The sequence below is a fragment of the Pseudomonas sp. SDO5591_S426 genome (assembly GCF_054070755.1).
Genome location: NZ_JBSVXD010000036.1, coordinates 20,756 through 38,560, shown reverse-complemented (window position 1 = coordinate 38,560; position 17,805 = coordinate 20,756). Strand labels below are relative to the sequence as shown.

The window sequence follows — 17,805 nt, the reverse complement described above, 5'->3', positions numbered from 1 at the left end:
TCTTTTGATCTTGCTCTTGCGTTACGGGGCGGCACGCAAAGATCGCAGCCTCGTTTCACTCGTCAGCTCCTACAGGGTTTCAGTGTTTTCAGATTTATTGCGTGATACCACCAAATCAGAGCGAGATTGGATGTGAGCAAGAGAGCCTATAACTTCTGTGCCGGTCCTGCGGCGCTTCCCGAAGCTGTCCTGAAGCGCGCCCAGGGTGAACTCCTTGATTGGCACGGCAAGGGTTTGTCGGTCATGGAAATGAGCCATCGCAGTGATGAGTTCGTGTCCATCGCCACCAAGGCCGAGCAGGATCTGCGTGATCTGCTGAATATCCCCTCGAACTATAAAGTGCTGTTTCTGCAAGGCGGCGCCAGCCAGCAATTTGCTCAGATTCCTCTGAACCTGTTGCCGGAAAACGGCACTGCCGACTATATCGACACCGGTATCTGGTCGCAGAAAGCCATCGAAGAAGCTTCGCGTTACGGCAATGTCAACGTTGCGGCTACCGCCAAGCCTTACGACTACTTCGCCATTCCCGGCCAGAACGAGTGGAAGCTGTCCAAGGACGCGGCCTACGTTCACTACGCGCCGAACGAAACCATCGGCGGCCTGGAATTCCAGTGGATTCCGGAAACCGGCGACGTTCCGCTGGTGGCCGACATGTCTTCCGACATTCTCTCGCGTCCGGTGGATGTCTCGCGCTTCGGCATGATCTACGCCGGCGCCCAGAAAAACATCGGCCCGAGCGGCATCGTGGTCAACATCGTGCGCGAAGACCTGCTGGGTCACGCCCGTTCCCTGTGCCCGACCATGCTCAACTACAAGGTCGCGGCCGATAACGGCTCGATGTACAACACCCCGCCGACCCTGGCCTGGTATTTGTCCGGCCTGGTGTTCGAATGGCTGAAAGAGCAGGGCGGCGTCGAAGCCATCGGCAAGCTCAACGAAGTGAAGCAGCGCACGCTGTATGACTTCATCGATGCCAGCGGCCTCTACAGCAACCCGATCAACAAGTCGGATCGCTCGTGGATGAACGTGCCGTTCCGCCTGGCGGACGACCGTCTGGACAAGCCGTTCCTGGCCGGTGCCGACGAGCGAGGCCTGCTGAACCTCAAAGGCCACCGCTCCGTGGGCGGCATGCGCGCCTCCATCTATAACGCCGTCGACATCGTTGCGGTCAACGCACTGGTTTCGTACATGGCAGAGTTCGAGAAGGAACACGGCTAATGTCTGAGCAAGAACTCAAGGCACTGCGCGTTCGCATTGATGCTCTGGACACCAAGGTGCTGGAGCTGATCAGTGAGCGTGCGCGCTGCGCCCAGGAAGTCGCGCGAGTAAAGATGGCCTCGCTGGCCGAAGGCGAAGTGCCGGTGTTCTATCGTCCCGAGCGTGAAGCTCAGGTGCTCAAGCGCGTCATGGAGCGCAACCAGGGGCCGTTGGGCAACGAAGAGATGGCGCGGCTGTTTCGCGAAATCATGTCCTCGTGCCTGGCGCTCGAGCAGCCTCTGAAAGTGGCTTACCTCGGCCCTGAAGGTACCTTCACCCAAGCCGCCGCCATGAAGCACTTCGGTCACGCCGTGATCAGCAAGCCGATGGCGGCGATCGACGAAGTGTTCCGTGAAGTGGCGGCCGGTGCGGTGAACTTCGGCGTGGTGCCGGTGGAGAACTCCACCGAAGGCGCGGTCAACCACACCCTCGACAGCTTCCTCGAACACGACATGGTGATCTGTGGCGAAGTCGAGTTGCGGATTCACCACCACCTGTTGGTTGGTGAAAACACCAAGACCGACAGCATCAGCCGCATCTATTCCCACGCCCAGTCGCTGGCCCAGTGCCGCAAGTGGCTGGACGCCCATTACCCGAATGTCGAGCGCGTGGCGGTGTCCAGCAACGCCGAAGCGGCCAAGCGGGTCAAGGGTGAGTGGAACTCGGCGGCGATTGCCGGCGACATGGCGGCCGGCCTGTACGGGCTGACCCGTCTGGCCGAAAAAATCGAGGACCGTCCGGACAACTCCACGCGCTTCCTCATGATCGGTAATCAGGAAGTGCCGCCGACCGGCGACGACAAGACCTCGATTATCGTTTCCATGAGTAACAAGCCGGGTGCACTCCACGAGTTGCTGGTGCCGTTCCACGACAACGGCATTGACCTGACGCGCATCGAGACCCGTCCGTCGCGCAGCGGCAAATGGACCTACGTGTTCTTCATCGACTTTGTCGGCCACCACCGTGATCCGCTGGTAAAAGGTGTGCTGGAAAAGATCAGTCAGGAAGCAGTAGCACTCAAAGTGCTGGGTTCCTACCCGAAAGCAGTTCTCTAAGGGGCGGTAGCAAATGAGTGGCAATTTCCTCGCTCTGGCACAGCCGGGCGTGCAACAACTTTCGCCTTACGTTCCGGGCAAACCCGTGGACGAACTGGCTCGCGAGCTGGATCTGGATCCGGCCAGCATCGTCAAACTGGCGAGCAACGAAAACCCGCTGGGCGCCAGTCCGAAAGCGCTGGCAGCCATCCGTGACGCGCTGGCCGAGCTGACTCGCTACCCGGACGGCAACGGTTTTGCACTCAAGACCCTGTTGGCCGAGCAATGCCGCGTCGAGCTGAATCAAGTGACGCTGGGCAACGGCTCCAACGACATTCTTGAGCTGGTGGCGCGCGCTTATCTGGCGCCGGGCCTGAATGCCGTGTTCAGCGAGCACGCCTTCGCGGTCTATCCGATCGCGACCCAGGCGGTCGGCGCGCAGGCCAAGGTGATTCCGGCCAAGGATTGGGGGCATGACCTGCCTGCAATGCTGGCTGCAATCGATGCCAATACCCGTGTGGTGTTCATCGCCAACCCGAACAACCCGACCGGCACCTGGTTCGGCGCCGAGGCGCTGGACGAATTCCTGCAGGATGTTCCGGAACACGTGCTGGTGGTGCTGGACGAGGCCTACATCGAATACGCCGAAGGCAGCGACTTGCCGGATGGTCTGGATTTCCTCGCGGCTTATCCGAATCTGCTGGTTTCCCGTACCTTCTCCAAGGCCTACGGCCTGGCATCGCTGCGCGTCGGCTACGGCTTGTCCACCGCCGTGGTTGCCGATGTGCTGAACCGCGTACGTCAGCCGTTCAACGTCAACAGCCTGGCCCTGGCCGCTGCTTGCGCCGCGTTGAAAGACGAAGAGTACCTGGCTGAAAGCCGTCGCCTGAACGAATCCGGCATGCAGCAGCTGGAAGCGGGTTTCCGTGAGTTGGGGTTGGGCTGGATTCCGTCCAAGGGCAATTTCATCTGCGTTGATCTGGGGCGCGAAGCGGCTCCGGTCTTCCAGGGCTTGCTGCGCGAAGGCGTGATCGTGCGTCCGGTGGCCAACTACGGCATGCCGAACCACTTGCGCATCACCATCGGGTTGCCAGCGGAAAACAGCCGCTTCCTCGAGGCGCTGACCAAGGTTCTGGCTCGTGGTTGATGTCACTGCACTGCAATCTGCTGAACCTATGATCGGGCGCCTGGTGGTGGTCGGTTTGGGTTTGATCGGCGGTTCGTTTGCCAAGGGTTTGCGCGAGAGTGGCCTGTGCCGCGAAGTGGTCGGGGTCGATCTCGATCCGCAGTCGCGCAAACTGGCGGTTGAATTGGGTGTGGTGGATCGCTGCGAAGAAGACCTGGCGACTGCATGCCAGGGCGCCGAAGTGATCCAGCTCGCCATACCGATCCTCGCCATGGAAAAAATGCTTGGCCGTTTGGCGGGCATGGACCTGGGGCAGGCGGTTCTGACCGACGTCGGCAGCGCCAAGGGCAACGTCGTGCGCGCCGCCACTGAGGCGTTTGGCGGCATGCCGTCGCGTTTCGTGCCGGGGCATCCGATTGCCGGTTCCGAGCAGAGCGGGGTGGAAGCCTCCAATGCCGAGCTGTTCCGTCGTCATAAAGTGATCTTGACTCCGCTGGAACAGACCGACCCGCAGGCCTTGGCAATCGTTGATCGCCTGTGGCGCGAATTGGGCGCCGATGTCGAGCACATGCAAGTCGAGCGTCACGACGAAGTGTTGGCGGCAACCAGCCATCTGCCGCACTTGCTGGCGTTCGGTTTGGTCGATTCGTTGGCCAAGCGCAATGAAAACCTTGAGATCTTCCGTTACGCTGCGGGCGGTTTCCGCGATTTCACAAGAATCGCTGGAAGCGATCCGGTCATGTGGCACGACATCTTCCTCGCCAACCGCGAAGCTGTCCTGCGCACACTCGATACATTTCGCAGCGACCTCGACGCCTTGCGCGACGCGGTCGATGCAGGGGATGGGCACCAATTGTTGGGCGTTTTCACTCGCGCCCGGGTTGCCCGCGAGCATTTCAGTAAAATCCTGGCCCGTCGGGCCTATGTGGACGCTATGAATTCCAACGATCTGATTTTCCTGGCTCAACCTGGTGGCCGCTTGTCCGGTCGGATTCGCGTACCAGGTGACAAATCGATTTCCCACCGTTCGATCATGCTCGGCTCCCTGGCCGAAGGCGTTACCGAAGTCGAAGGCTTCCTCGAGGGCGAAGACGCCCTGGCGACCTTGCAGGCGTTCCGTGACATGGGCGTGGTCATTGAAGGTCCGCACCACGGTCGCGTGACCATTCACGGCGTCGGCCTGCATGGCCTGAAGCCTGCACCGGGCCCGATCTATCTGGGCAATTCGGGTACTTCGATGCGTCTGCTGTCCGGCCTGTTGGCTGCGCAGAACTTCGACAGCACCCTGACCGGCGACGCTTCGCTGTCCAAGCGCCCGATGAATCGCGTGGCCAATCCACTGCGTGAAATGGGCGCCGTGATCGAAACCGCCGCGGAAGGCCGTCCGCCAATGGTCATCCGTGGTGGCAACAAGCTTAAGGGTTTGACCTACACCATGCCGATGGCCAGTGCCCAGGTTAAGTCCTGCCTGCTATTGGCCGGTCTGTACGCCGAAGGCAAGACCACGGTGACCGAGCCTGCTCCGACCCGCGACCACACCGAGCGCATGCTGCGCGGCTTCGGCTACCCGGTCACCGTCAATGGCGCGACCGCTTCGGTCGAATCCGGCAACAAGCTGACCGCAACCCACATTGAAGTGCCGGGCGATATCTCGTCTTCCGCGTTCTTCCTGGTGGCCGCTTCGATCGCCGAAGGTTCGGAGCTGGTGCTGGAGCACGTCGGCATCAACCCGACTCGTACCGGCGTCATTGACATCCTGCGTCTGATGGGCGCCGACATTACCCTGGAAAACCAGCGTGAAGTGGGCGGCGAGCCGGTAGCGGACCTGCGCGTGCGTGCAGCTAAACTCAAAGGTATCGAGATTCCCGAGGCGTTGGTTCCGCTGGCTATCGACGAATTCCCGGTGCTGTTCGTCGCCGCTGCCTGCGCCGAAGGGCGCACCGTGCTGACCGGTGCTGAAGAGCTGCGGGTCAAGGAATCGGACCGAATCCAGGTCATGGCCGATGGTCTGCTGGCGCTGGGCGTCAAATGCGAACCGACTCCGGACGGCATCATCATTGATGGCGGCCAGATCGGTGGCGGTGAAGTGCACGGTCACGGTGATCACCGGATTGCCATGGCTTTCAGCGTTGCTTCGCTTCGCGCCACTGCGCCGATTCGCATTCATGATTGCGCCAACGTCGCGACGTCGTTCCCGAACTTCCTCGCGCTGTGCGCGCAGGTCGGTATCCGCGTTGCCCAAGAGGCTCAGTCGTGAACAACATTGCACCGGTCATCACTATCGATGGGCCTAGCGGCTCCGGAAAAGGCACGGTAGCCGGGATTCTGGCCAAGCGTCTTGGCTGGAATCTGCTGGACTCCGGTGCGCTGTACCGTCTGTTGGCTTTTGCTGCGCATAACCATGGCGTGGACCTGACCAACGAAGAACTGCTGAAAAAACTTGCCGCTCATCTGGATGTTCAGTTCATCGCCGCGACCGATGGTCAGCTGCAGCGGATCATTCTGGAAGGCGACGAAGTCAGTGATGTGATCCGTACGGAAAGCGTCGGCTCGGGTGCCTCCCAAGTGGCTGCATTGCCCGCCGTACGCGAGGCGCTGCTGCAACGCCAGCGCGCATTTCAGGAAGCGCCGGGTCTGGTGGCGGATGGTCGTGACATGGGCACGGTGGTTTTTCCGGACGCACCGCTGAAGATTTTCCTCACCGCCAGTGCCGAGGAGCGTGCGCGCCGTCGATACTTGCAGTTGAAGGGCAAAGTCGATGGTGTTAGTCTGTCGAGTCTGCTAGATGAGATACGTGCGCGCGATGAGCGTGACACCCAGCGAGCGGTAGCCCCGCTCAAACCGGCGGCTGACGCCATACAGCTGGATTCCACGGAATTATCCATCGACCAGGTGCTGGAACGCATCATGAGCGAGATCGCCATCCGCGATATCGCCGGGTGACCAAGAAGGCCGCAGGGGACCAGTCATAGTCCTGCGACGCTTCTTTTAAATGAAACTAACCCACACCGTCTGGGGTGTGGAGATGGGCGTATTCTTCGCCCTCATCAACAGGAATTAAAATGAGCGAAAGCTTTGCGGAACTCTTTGAAGAAAGCCTAAAAACCCTGAACCTTCAGGCAGGCTCCATCATCACCGGTGTTATCGTTGATATCGATTACCAGGCTCGCTGGGTAACCGTTCACGCTGGCCTGAAGTCTGAAGCACTCATCCCGCTTGAGCAGTTCTACAACGACGCTGGCGACCTGACTATCAACGTCGGTGACGAAGTTCACGTTGCTCTGGACTCGGTTGAAGACGGCTTTGGTGAAACCAAGCTGTCCCGTGAAAAAGCCAAGCGCGCTGAATGCTGGATTGTTCTGGAAGCAGCCTTCGCAGCCGAAGAAGTGGTCAAGGGCGTTATCAACGGTAAGGTTAAAGGCGGCTTCACTGTCGACGTTAACGGCATCCGTGCGTTCCTGCCAGGTTCTCTGGTTGACGTCCGTCCAGTGCGCGACACCACGCACCTGGAAGGCAAAGAGCTGGAATTCAAGGTCATCAAGCTGGACCAGAAGCGCAACAACGTTGTCGTTTCCCGTCGTAGCGTCCTGGAAGCCGAGAACTCCGCCGAGCGCGAAGCTCTGCTGGAATCCTTGCAGGAAGGCCAACAAGTCAAAGGTATCGTCAAGAACCTCACCGATTACGGCGCATTCGTCGATCTGGGTGGCGTCGATGGCCTGCTGCACATTACCGACATGGCTTGGAAGCGTATCAAGCATCCTTCCGAAATCGTCAACGTTGGCGACGAGATCGATGTCAAGGTTCTGAAGTACGATCGCGAACGCAATCGTGTTTCCCTGGGCCTGAAGCAACTGGGCGAAGATCCATGGGTTGCTATCAAAGCCCGTTACCCAGAAAGCACTCGCGTTACCGCTCGTGTAACCAACCTGACCGACTACGGCTGCTTCGCTGAGCTGGAAGAAGGCGTTGAAGGTCTGGTACACGTTTCCGAAATGGACTGGACCAACAAGAACATCCACCCTTCGAAAGTCGTACAAGTCGGCGACGAAGTGGAAGTTATGGTTCTGGACATCGACGAAGAGCGTCGTCGTATCTCCCTGGGCATCAAGCAGTGCAAATCTAACCCATGGGAAGATTTCTCTGGCCAGTTCAACAAGGGCGATAAAATCTCCGGCACCATCAAGTCGATCACCGATTTCGGTATCTTCATTGGTCTGGACGGCGGCATCGACGGTCTGGTTCACCTGTCCGACATCTCCTGGAACGAAGTGGGCGAAGAAGCCGTACGCCGTTTCAAGAAGGGCGACGAGCTGGACACCGTTATCCTGTCGGTTGACCCAGAGCGCGAGCGTATCTCCCTGGGTATCAAGCAACTGGAAAGCGATCCGTTCTCCGAGTACGTTCAAGAGAACGACAAAGGCGCAATCGTTAAGGGCATCGTGAAAGAAGTTGACGCTAAAGGCGCCATCATCACTCTGGCCGACGATATCGAAGCGACTCTGAAAGCCTCCGAAATCAGCCGTGACCGCGTTGAAGACGCGCGTAACGTTCTGAAAGAAGGCGAAGAAGTAGAAGCCAAGATCATCAGCGTTGATCGCAAGAGCCGCGTAATCCAGCTCTCGATCAAGTCGAAAGACGTTGAAGACGAGAAAGAAGCTATCCAGAGCCTGCGCGACAAGCCAGTAGCTGGTGACGCTCCAGTAGCCACCACTCTGGGTGACCTGCTGCGTGCTGCACAAGCGGAAAAACAGAACTAAGTTCTGACTTTCTGTAAAAAAGGGCGACTTCGGTCGCCCTTTTTTGTGCCTGGAATTTGATCGTGGTCGGGGTTGTAAGACTGGGTTCCGTTCTCGCATGAAACAAACGGTCGTTAAAGGATGTCTCTTTCTTTAACAGGATCAATCGTTTAATTGCAGCTAGTCTTAGCCTGAGACGAACGAGGTCAGGGCGGAGTGCCCGGCATAAGGAAGCGAATGAATAGGCTCATTGTCGCAATAGCAGTTCTGACGCTGGCGGGTTGTACCACTAATGCCAAGACCCACGCGGTGCGCGGTGTCAGCGGCATTGAGATCGATTGTTCGGGGCTGGGGTCCGGATGGGAGAAGTGTCGCAAACGAGCCGCCAAGGAATGCAAAGCGTCAGGTTATAAAGTAGTGGCAAGATCTGACGACGCCAAGGAAGAGGATGAGTTTCCCTTTGGCTTCAACCCGGCTGGGTATCTAACACGCACGATGCTGGTTATTTGCAGGTAAGCGTGTGAGGTGAGGGGAGTAAAACTCGGGCTGTTCAAATTCTTCCGGGCGTGCTAAAACCCTTGGAGCGATTTTCCTAGCTGCTTGAAAAAGAAGGGAAAAATATGACGAAGTCGGAGTTGATCGAACGAATTGTCACCCATCAAGGGCTGCTCTCATCGAAGGATGTGGAGTTGGCCATCAAGACCATGCTTGAGCAAATGTCCCAATGTCTGGCCACGGGGGATCGAATTGAGATCCGTGGGTTTGGCAGCTTCTCCTTGCACTACCGCGCGCCGCGCGTAGGTCGCAATCCTAAGACCGGTCAGTCCGTGAGCCTCGACGGCAAGTTTGTTCCCCACTTCAAACCGGGGAAGGAGCTGCGCGATCGAGTGAATGAGGAAGAGGAAGAGGGTCTGGTTTAAATGATCAGGGTCTAGGAGTCTGTCGTGCACAGAGTAAAAAAGTTGTTTTTGCTATTGATCCTATTGATGGCATTCGCGGCTACATTGCTGTTTTTACTTGAGAATCAGCAGCCAGCTTCTTTGGTGTTTATTGGCTGGGCTGCTCCGCAATGGCCGGTATCAGTATTCATTCTGGGGGCATTGTTGCTGGGGTTGGCTGTTGCGCCTTTGTTGGCGCTAATGGTTTCCCGACGCCGCGGCCATCGTGCTGCAAGGTAGGCTGGTTTCCGGGGTTTGAGTGACGATATCCTGGCCGTCTGATCGCGATGATCAGCAGGATTCAATGCACGAAAGGCCCGACGCAGGATGATGCCTGAGCGACGGGCCAGGCGAGTGATTAGCCGCGCAATTCCATTGCTTCGATCATGGCCGCATTGACACGATGTACGTCGTATTTTTGCTCGGCGAGTTCACGACTTGTGCGACCCATTTGTTCGCGCAGTTCACTCGACTCTGCCAGGCGAGCCATCGCTTTAGCCAGGTCGAGCGAGTCGCCCGGTTTGACGAGTAAGCCATTAACCCCATCTTGAACCGTCTCACGGCAACCCGGGGCATCCGTGGTGATAATTGCTCGCCCGCTGGACATGGCTTCGAGCACCGAGCGCGGTGTGCCTTCGCGGTATGAAGGCAGTACGAATATGCTGCAGGCCGCGATGTAAGGCTTCACATCGCTGACTGCTCCATGGAAGTGGGCGAATCCTTCCTTTTCCCACCCGGAAACAACCTCCGCATTGATGCCGGAAGGGTTGGAATCCGCTGCCCCGACTAAATGGAAGGTTGCTTGTGGATGGGTGGATTTGAGCGCGCGTGCGGCCTCTACAAACTCAAATACCCCTTTATCACGCAGCAGCCTGCCTACGAACAAAAAGTTCGGTTGCGGTGGCAGTGGGGTCACCGTGTAGCTTTCAGTGTCGACCCCAGAACCATTGATGATCCAGGTTGGAAGGTTGGAATTGAAAAGTCCCTGATCCTTGAAGAGTTGTCGGTCATCAGGATTCTGGAAGAACAGTCCATTGGCAAAGCGTAATCCAAACCGGTACAAGCCCGACGCGACACGGTTTATCAGGCGGCGACCGAAGCTGGTCTCAACATCCGTGAACGCATACCCAAGCCCGGTAATCAGGGCATAGCGTCGCTTGACGCCTGCCAGGCGAGCCGCAGGCAAGCCGTAGACCACGGGTTTGATCGTGTAGGCAAGCACCACATCAGCCTTGATTTTGCGCAGGCATCGGTTTAGACGCAGCATGTATCTCAGGTCGGCGAGCGGGTTCAGGCCGGCGCGCGCCATCGGTACAACATGGTAGGCAATCCCTTTCTCGGCAAGACGCATACGCACCGATTCATCATCTTCCGGTGCAATGGCGGCGACTTCATGCCCGTTCGCCCGCATTGCATCCAGAAGATCCCCGCGAAATCGAATCAGCGATTCGGCGAGTCCGGCAATGACAACAATCCTAGACATGCTTGCCTACATGAGTTGAGTAGTAGGCTGCAGAGTCTTGTAGTCCGGCTGCGATACGGTGCGTCGGAGCATAACCGAGCAATGTTTGTGCCTTGCTGATGTCTGCTTGAGAGTGACGCACATCGGCGGCTCTGAAATCACGGTACACAGGGCTTACATCCTTGAGCTCGGGTCTGGTGGCGCAGGCAAGATCACGGATATTGGAGAACAGTTCGTTAAGAGTGGTGCGGTCGCCCACGGCCACGTTGAACACCTGGTTCACCGCTTCGGTTTCTTGTGTCGTGGCTGCCAGCAGATTTGCCTGAACGGCATTGGCTACGAAGCAGAAGTCGCGGCTGGTTTCACCGTCACCGTTGATATGAATCGCTTCGTCGCGCAACAGGGCACCAAACCACTTTGGAATGACGGCTGCATACGCGCCATCAGGATCCTGGCGTGGGCCGAATACGTTGAAGTACCGTAGCCCTATCGTTTGCAGGCCATAGCAACGAGCAAACACGTCAGCGTACAGCTCGTTGACATACTTGGTGACGGCGTATGGCGACAATGGTCGACCGATTCGGTCCTCTACCTTTGGCAGGCCAGGGTGGTCGCCATACGTGGAGCTGGAGGCGGCATAAACGAAGCGCTTGACGCCGGCATCGCGGCTGGCGACCAGCATGTTCAGGAAGCCGTCGATGTTCGTGGTGTTGGTACGAATCGGGTCCTCTAGCGAGCGAGGCACACTGCCCAGAGCCGCTTGGTGGAGTACGTAGTCGACACCTTCTGCCAGCGCAAGCTGGCAGTCTTCGAGCTTGCGAATATCACCCTGGACAAACTTGAATTGTGCCCATGCGGTGTTGCCGACGGCCTCCTGAACCAGGTCCAGATTGCGCTGGTGACCGGTTTCAAAATTGTCCAGGCCAACCACGCGCTGATTCAGTTTGAGCAGTGTTTCGAGCAGGTTCGAACCGATGAAGCCCGCCACGCCGGTGATGAGCCAGGTGCGCGGGGTAGCCGTCAGTTCTTGACGCAGAGTTTCGTAGGTATTCATGCCTGTCTCCATCAGAGGCGCCAGAAGCGCGCTCCAGCACTTTCCAGGGCCGGGCCATTGCAAACACCTTTCACGTCGATAACGACAGGGGCGTTGTGCATAAGCTTCAAGTATTCGTTGCTTGACCAGCGTGCGTAGGTATCGTGCGCAACGGCAACCACGACTGCCGCCGCAGGCTGGAGTTCGTCGAGCTTGCGCAAAGATACGCCATACTCGTGCAGGGCTTCCGCCGGCTCTGCTTCTGGGTCGAAGACCTGAACCTTGACGCCGAAATCCTCGAGCTCTCGGATGATATCGATAACGCGAGAGTTGCGCAGGTCAGGGCAGTTTTCCTTGAAAGTCAGGCCAAGGACCGTGACGACCGATCCAGCGATAGGATGGCCTGCATGGATCATTTGCTTGATCGTCTGCTGGGCTATATAGGCACCCATGCTGTCATTGATGCGACGGCCGGCCAGAATGACCTGAGGAATATAACCGAGCTTTTCGGCCTTGTGCGTCAGGTAATAAGGGTCAACACCGATGCAGTGTCCGCCTACCAGTCCTGGCTTGAACTTCAGGAAGTTCCATTTGGTGCCTGCTGCTTCCAGGACGTCGAGGGTGTCGATGCCCATGCGGTCGAAGATCAGTGCCAGTTCATTCATCAGTGCGATGTTCAGGTCGCGCTGGGTATTTTCGATCACCTTCGCGGCTTCAGCCACTTTGATGGACGCAGCTTTGTAAACACCGGCCGTCACTACTGAGCTGTATACGTCAGCGACGATTTCAAGGGTGGCGGCATCTTGTCCGGATACGACCTTCATGATCTTGGTGAAGGTGTGCTCCTTGTCGCCCGGATTGATACGCTCGGGGCTGTAGCCCACGGTGAAGTCAGTCCCGCATTTCAGGCCCGACACGCGTTCAAGGATAGGGACGCAGATGTCCTCGGTTACGCCGGGGTAAACAGTCGATTCATAGACAACAATATCGCCGCTTTTGAGCGCTTTGCCGACAGTTTCAGAGGCTTTGACCACTGGTGTCAGGTCGGGTTGGTGAGCGTCGTCGATCGGGGTCGGAACGGCCACGATATGAAAGTCCGCCTTTGCAAGGACGTCTGTCTTGCTGGTGAACTCGATTTGCGTCTGTGCCAACTCGGCGCTGGTGATTTCATTGGTACGGTCTTGCCCCGCACGCAACTCTTGCAGGCGACTTTCGTTGATGTCGAAGCCGATTACGGCCGAGTGTTTGCCAAAAGCTACAGCCACGGGCAGGCCGACATAGCCCAGCCCGACCACTGATATCTTTCTTAGATACATGGATTTTCCTCTAATAATGAAATCTTTTATTCAGATGGCTCGTTGTCGATCGAGCCATGCCTGGAACATCAGTACCGGCCATAGCTGGTGCTGGTAGTTGCCCTGGCCTCGAAGGTGTCTTTCCCATACGGCCCGGATCGGACCCGGTACGAAATAGCCTTCGCGTGCCAGACGTTGTGGGTCCAACAGAGATTCTGCCCAGTCGCGCAATGGGCCGCGTAGCCAGTCGTGTAACGGGATGCCGAAGCCCATTTTTGGGCGCTCGATAAGTTCGCGTGGAACGTAGCGATAGAGTAGCTGGCGAAGTATCCATTTGGTGCTGCCGTTGCGGATTTTCAGCGACATCGGCAACCCGGAGGCAAATTCGACGATCCGATGGTCCAGGAAGGGCACACGGGTTTCCAGGCTGACTGCCATTGCTGCGCGATCTACCTTCGCCAGAATATCGTCGGGCAGATAGGTCATGGCATCCTGGCGCATCATCCAGGAGGCAAAATCGCTGTCTCCGACGGACATCAGGCTGGATTGGGATTGTGCGCCAATGACCACGTCGGTTGCATTTGGCCACTGAGACACGACGCGATCGTACATCTGTCCGGCGGAGTCATGGCGCATCACGCTGGCCAGTTTGTGGAGTTTCTCTCCTGGTAGCCGGACGCGTAAACCTGCCGGGGTAATGGGGCTCAATCCATTGATAATGGAGTCCCAGCGATCCGGCGAGGCGGACTCGATCATTCGAGCAGCCAACCTGCGTGCCGGGCCGGGCACGCGACTCAGTTTGCGCCATACGCTGGGCAGAAATTGATAGCGGTTGTACCCACCGAACAGTTCATCGCCTGCGTCGCCGGACAGACTCACAGTCACCTGGCTGCGAGCCAGTTGAGAAACGAGATAAGTCGGTATCTGGGATGAGTCGGCGAACGGCTCACTGTAGATGTCGGCTAGTTTGGGTACGACGCCAAGGGCGTCGGCACCTGATACATAGAGCTCGGTATGGTCAGTACCAAGATGACGGGCGACGGCTTTTGCGTGCTCGGCTTCATTGTACCCGGGGTTGTCGAAACCAATGGTGTAGGTTTTGACCTGTTGGGGCGATAGAGACTGCATCAAGCCGACAATCAGGCTTGAGTCGATACCACCGGACAGGAAAGCACCGAGCGGAACATCAGCCATCATTTGCTCGCTGATGGTTGTGCGCATCAGTGCGTCGAGTTGGTCGATGGCGTCGTTGTCGGAAAGTGTCTCGCTGCTCGAAGGCTGCGCGACGGGCATTTCCCAATAGGCCTTTGGAGGGCCGAACACGCCACTCGCAAGCGCGGCTTGGTCGAGTTCGATCCACGTGCCGGGTGGCAGCTTGTGAATACCCTCGTAAATAGAGTGTGGCGAAGGGATATATGCAAACTTCAGGAGCAGGGCCAGGCTGTCCCGGGAAACCTGCGCATCAAAAGCTGGGTGTGCACTGAGCGCCTGCAACTCCGACGCAAAGAGCAATGCGCCATTCTTCAGGCCGTAATAGAGAGGTTTTTCTCCAATCCGGTCGCGTGCGAGCGTGAGGGTTTCGCGGCTGCGATCCCATACCGCGATCGCGAACATACCGACCATCCGGCGCAGGGTTTCTTCGATGCCCCAGTGTTCGAATGCCGCCAGCATCACTTCGGTATCAGAATGACCGCGCCACGGCAACGGTCCCTGGAGTGCCGAATCGAGCGACTTGCGCAGTGACTGGAAGTTGTAGATTTCACCGTTGAACACGATGACATAACGGCCTGTCGGCGAGGCCATTGGCTGGTGCCCGGCCGAACTCAGGTCGACGATCGCGAGTCGGCGATGACCCAGGAACAGGCCGGCGCCATTGTCCCAGGCGCCAGCATCATCGGGACCACGGCGCACTATGGCGTCGGTCATTCGGGTGAGGGCCTTTGGCCCGTCATACCTGTCTTGGCTATTAGGGTGCCAGAACCCAGCGATACCACACATGGAACAATTCCGTTGTAATCAGATGGGTTGAGGCTTTTCGCGGACGGCAGTGAAACTGCCATTCTTGACCGCTAGCGCACAGATGATCATGTAGAGACTGAATACGGGCTGGCGGAGCATGAAGTGGGCTCCGGAGAAGATCATCAACACGATCAGCACTGCCAGCGAGTAAGGGTCTCGGGCTCGATAGGCAGTGACGAGAAGCCACAGATACAAAGCGCCAAGCATTAGCACACCTACGACGCCGGCCTGAGTCAGCATGTCGAATCCGAGATTGTGGGCTTCCTGCTTATGCTCCGGATCATCAAGATAGGAGAATGCACCTGGGCCGTGACCGATGACCGGCGACTCCAGCCATGCATCGATGGCGTGGATCCACAGGGTTTTACGCACTCCGCCTTTGTTTTCGTCCAGGCCGACACCCATCAAGGAGTCTGACCTGGTGGGCGCGAACGCTCTTGGGGCACGTGGCGCGTCGGTCTTGCCATCGCTAAATACCGAAGAAACGGAGTTGACAAGCTTTTCCTCGTACTTGATGAGTATTTCGCGGCCCGGTCCATCGATCATCAGCTTGAATGTGCCAAATGCCAGGATGAAGGCAATCAGCATGGTCGTGAACAACTTCCAGTTGGTTTGTTTGGTCCAGAGTGCCGCCACGATTGTCAGCAATGGCAGGCCGACGCACCAGGCGAGCAACAGCGCGTCGCTGCGAACGCATATGCCCAGGAAGAAAAAAACCCAGAGCAGCAGGAAGTTGCGCAGCCAGCGTGAGCCTTGCCAGTTTGCATCGCGGTAAACCGCCATCAACCAGATCGGAATCGGCAGCAGGAACAGTGCGAGTTGGTTGGGGTTCGTGGACCAGGCGGACAGCCGGGAAGGGAAGTCCGTATTGATCCCCAGCAATTGCGCCAGTTCGTAAAAATCAGTCAGGAAGCAGATAAACGGCACGGCCAGCAGTACGACTGGAATCACCCCCAACGCTCTGATGAAGTTATTGAATTCCTGCTGTGATGCCTGCTCGATGCAGGCCAGCGCCATCAGAGAGAAGCATGCCGTGTACAGATATGCGGCCGCCGTGTGAGCAGAGCTGGCGCCCTTTACCGGGCTAAGCAGCATCGCCACACCCGTAATCCCGATGAAGCCTATCCAGAAGAGCATCACGGGATGTGTCAGATAGCGCAGAGCATGCTTGTAGCGCAAGGACCACAGGATCAACACAATGCCTGCGAGTTCGCCAATGCCCAGTGGCAGATGTCCGAAACGCAACGCGGTGGTCACGGATGCAAAAACAACCAGGGCGGCGCCGATCGAGACGTAATTTGCCTTATGCATTATACCTGCCTTAGGTCTTGCAAACGCTTCGCCAGAAAGGCGAGGCTGCTCATGAAAACAGCAAGCAGGAGCAGGGGGACAGCTGCACCTTTCATGCTGTGAGTTAAAGTTGTCAGGAAAACCCCGATGCCTACGCCGAACCAAGGCAATAGCCCGATTACTGAGTGTCGGAGTGAGGAAGACAGGAGTATACCGTTACGGACGTCGACAATTACGACAGCCAGTAATTGAGAAATGAACCATGCCCACCCGATTTCTCTAGTTGCTTCGCCCTGGAAGATGAGCAGGGTGACAGCGCCAGCAACAAGAGAGGATAAATTAATCAGAAGTGCGGCGCCTGCATCTTTCTGTGCTTGCAAAAATTCGTACCCAAGGCGTACATGGCCGGACATGCAGATACCGGCAAGCAACCCGGCAGCATACGGAGCTGCATCTTGCAGTGCCGGGAACCACAGGGTTAGCACGGGGTAGATGGCGAGACCGGCAAGCGTGAGCGCACCGTAGGTCAGTGCACTGCCCAGATTCAGGTAAGGCATCATGCCTTGCAGCCAGACCTTTCTTTGCGGATCAGCCAGCCACTGGCATATTTTTGGATAAACCAGAACCGGGTAGAGCGTCGCAATGAACCAGATCTTGTTCAGCACGTCGTAGACAGACCTGTACTTGCCCAGGGTTTCGGCCCCATACACGTGGCTCACATAGATGGATATGAACTCGGTCGCGAGTACCAGCAGCAGTGCGACGCCAACGATCGGTGCCGCTTGCCGGTAGAGAGTGGTCACCAATGACCACGCCATCGGTGCGAGGGGCTCCATTTCCTGTTTGCGCCAGAACAACCACAGAATCAGATAGTCAGGAATCTTCCTGAGGACGACGGCAACAAGAACCCATTCGATCTGTTGTGTTGTAGTGGCAACAACCGCCACAGCGAAGAAGCGACTTAGTTGAATGCACAGTTGATATTGCGCATAGATAAAGTGGCGTGCACGCAACACATTCAACATCTGAAAATACTGGCCCGGTAACGCCAGAACGTATTCGACCGCCGCTGCGGCACCGATCCAGTACGCCAAGTTCAATTGAGCAGTGCGCAGGGGGAATACGACAGATACGCCCTGTGCAATCAATGGGGTTGCCAACAGCAACGATATGCCTGCGATGATGTAAGCCGTGCGGAAGGAATTGACGAGCTGTGCGCTCTGCTCTTCTTTCGCCGAATAAATGGCGCTTACCGCCGATTTCGATAATGCCGAATCGAGGAACAGCAGAGTACTGGAGAGAATGATATAGACGGAATAAAACCCATAGCCTTGGAAACCGATGTAGTGAACAACAATCGGAATAATCAAAATATTTAAGAGAAAATTCAGGCCATTGGCCGAGTACAGCGCAAGGGATTTTTTCAACCAGCTATTCAATTCCATCTCCCTATGCCGAATACGTAATGTTCTCAACGCTCCGGTTTCCATCCGGAAATGGTCTGGATCGCAAATTTTGTTGTGGTTGATGGGTCATTGGAAGCAGTTCCTTGCAAAGCTTCCATCTATCTACAGGCCAGCGGCACGCAAGGCAGGGCTTCCAGGCCGTGGAGGCG

At 57.2% G+C, this 17,805-nt stretch carries 15 protein-coding genes; 9 read left to right on the top strand and 6 right to left on the bottom strand.

Annotated elements, in window-relative coordinates:
• Positions 1 to 132: 132 nt before the first annotated feature.
• The 9 genes from serC to ACW9JC_RS10540 all read left to right on the top strand — a co-directional run bounded on the left by serC (position 133) and on the right by ACW9JC_RS10540 (position 9,331).
• Positions 133 to 1,218 carry a 3-phosphoserine/phosphohydroxythreonine transaminase gene (gene serC / locus ACW9JC_RS10580; RefSeq protein ID WP_338585382.1) on the top strand — a complete coding sequence of 362 codons (1,086 nt, stop codon included), beginning with the start codon at positions 133 to 135 and terminating at the stop codon, positions 1,216 to 1,218.
• Complete coding sequence (gene pheA / locus ACW9JC_RS10575) at positions 1,218 to 2,312, top strand: prephenate dehydratase (RefSeq protein ID WP_027620100.1); 1,095 nt, start codon at positions 1,218 to 1,220, stop codon at positions 2,310 to 2,312. The genes serC and pheA overlap by 1 nt, the downstream gene beginning before the upstream one ends.
• A 13-nt stretch (positions 2,313 to 2,325) precedes the next feature.
• Positions 2,326 to 3,438 (top strand): histidinol-phosphate transaminase, encoded by a 1,113-nt coding sequence (gene hisC, locus ACW9JC_RS10570; protein WP_338585384.1) that lies wholly within the window; start codon positions 2,326 to 2,328, stop codon positions 3,436 to 3,438.
• Between the two features lie 28 nt (positions 3,439 to 3,466).
• Entirely contained in the window at positions 3,467 to 5,674 is a 2,208-nt protein-coding gene (locus ACW9JC_RS10565; protein WP_457454959.1) for a bifunctional prephenate dehydrogenase/3-phosphoshikimate 1-carboxyvinyltransferase, read from the top strand.
• A complete protein-coding gene (gene cmk, locus ACW9JC_RS10560; RefSeq protein ID WP_196585297.1) occupies positions 5,671 to 6,360 on the top strand; it encodes a (d)CMP kinase in 690 nt (229 codons plus the stop codon). Before ACW9JC_RS10565 ends, cmk begins: the two co-directional genes overlap by 4 nt.
• Positions 6,361 to 6,479: 119 nt before the next feature.
• Positions 6,480 to 8,174 carry a 30S ribosomal protein S1 gene (gene rpsA / locus ACW9JC_RS10555; protein ID WP_008065216.1) on the top strand — a complete coding sequence of 565 codons (1,695 nt, stop codon included), beginning with the start codon at positions 6,480 to 6,482 and terminating at the stop codon, positions 8,172 to 8,174.
• 216 nt (positions 8,175 to 8,390) lie between these two features.
• Complete coding sequence (locus tag ACW9JC_RS10550) at positions 8,391 to 8,669, top strand: hypothetical protein (protein ID WP_416128564.1); 279 nt, start codon at positions 8,391 to 8,393, stop codon at positions 8,667 to 8,669.
• A 104-nt stretch (positions 8,670 to 8,773) separates the two neighbouring features.
• Positions 8,774 to 9,073, top strand: a complete 300-nt coding sequence (ihfB, locus tag ACW9JC_RS10545; RefSeq protein WP_150582007.1) for an integration host factor subunit beta — start codon at positions 8,774 to 8,776, stop codon at positions 9,071 to 9,073.
• 24 nt (positions 9,074 to 9,097) lie between these two features.
• The gene (locus ACW9JC_RS10540) at positions 9,098 to 9,331 is read left to right on the top strand and encodes a lipopolysaccharide assembly protein LapA domain-containing protein (protein ID WP_457454958.1); all 234 of its coding nucleotides are present in this window, start codon (positions 9,098 to 9,100) and stop codon (positions 9,329 to 9,331) included.
• A gap of 118 nt (positions 9,332 to 9,449) precedes the next feature.
• On the opposite strand, the gene ACW9JC_RS10535 is transcribed toward ACW9JC_RS10540, so the two are convergent.
• From ACW9JC_RS10535 to ACW9JC_RS10510, 6 genes are read right to left on the bottom strand one after another with little or no spacing between them, the layout of a single operon-like run.
• A complete protein-coding gene (locus tag ACW9JC_RS10535) occupies positions 9,450 to 10,574 on the bottom strand; it encodes a glycosyltransferase family 4 protein (RefSeq protein WP_457454957.1) in 1,125 nt (374 codons plus the stop codon).
• On the bottom strand, positions 10,567 to 11,607 hold the full coding sequence (locus ACW9JC_RS10530) for an NAD-dependent epimerase/dehydratase family protein (RefSeq protein ID WP_457454956.1): 1,041 nt from the start codon (positions 11,605 to 11,607) through the stop codon (positions 10,567 to 10,569). The genes ACW9JC_RS10535 and ACW9JC_RS10530 overlap by 8 nt, the downstream gene beginning before the upstream one ends.
• 11 nt (positions 11,608 to 11,618) lie before the next feature.
• Entirely contained in the window at positions 11,619 to 12,902 is a 1,284-nt protein-coding gene (locus ACW9JC_RS10525) for a nucleotide sugar dehydrogenase (protein ID WP_338585390.1), read from the bottom strand.
• A gap of 30 nt (positions 12,903 to 12,932) precedes the next feature.
• Positions 12,933 to 14,879 carry an asparagine synthase (glutamine-hydrolyzing) gene (gene asnB / locus ACW9JC_RS10520; protein WP_457454955.1) on the bottom strand — a complete coding sequence of 649 codons (1,947 nt, stop codon included), beginning with the start codon at positions 14,877 to 14,879 and terminating at the stop codon, positions 12,933 to 12,935.
• Between the two features lie 18 nt (positions 14,880 to 14,897).
• On the bottom strand, positions 14,898 to 16,211 hold the full coding sequence (locus ACW9JC_RS10515) for an O-antigen ligase family protein (protein WP_457454954.1): 1,314 nt from the start codon (positions 16,209 to 16,211) through the stop codon (positions 14,898 to 14,900).
• On the bottom strand, positions 16,211 to 17,629 hold the full coding sequence (locus ACW9JC_RS10510; RefSeq protein ID WP_457454953.1) for a lipopolysaccharide biosynthesis protein: 1,419 nt from the start codon (positions 17,627 to 17,629) through the stop codon (positions 16,211 to 16,213). The genes ACW9JC_RS10515 and ACW9JC_RS10510 overlap by 1 nt, the downstream gene beginning before the upstream one ends.
• Positions 17,630 to 17,805 lie beyond the last annotated feature (176 nt).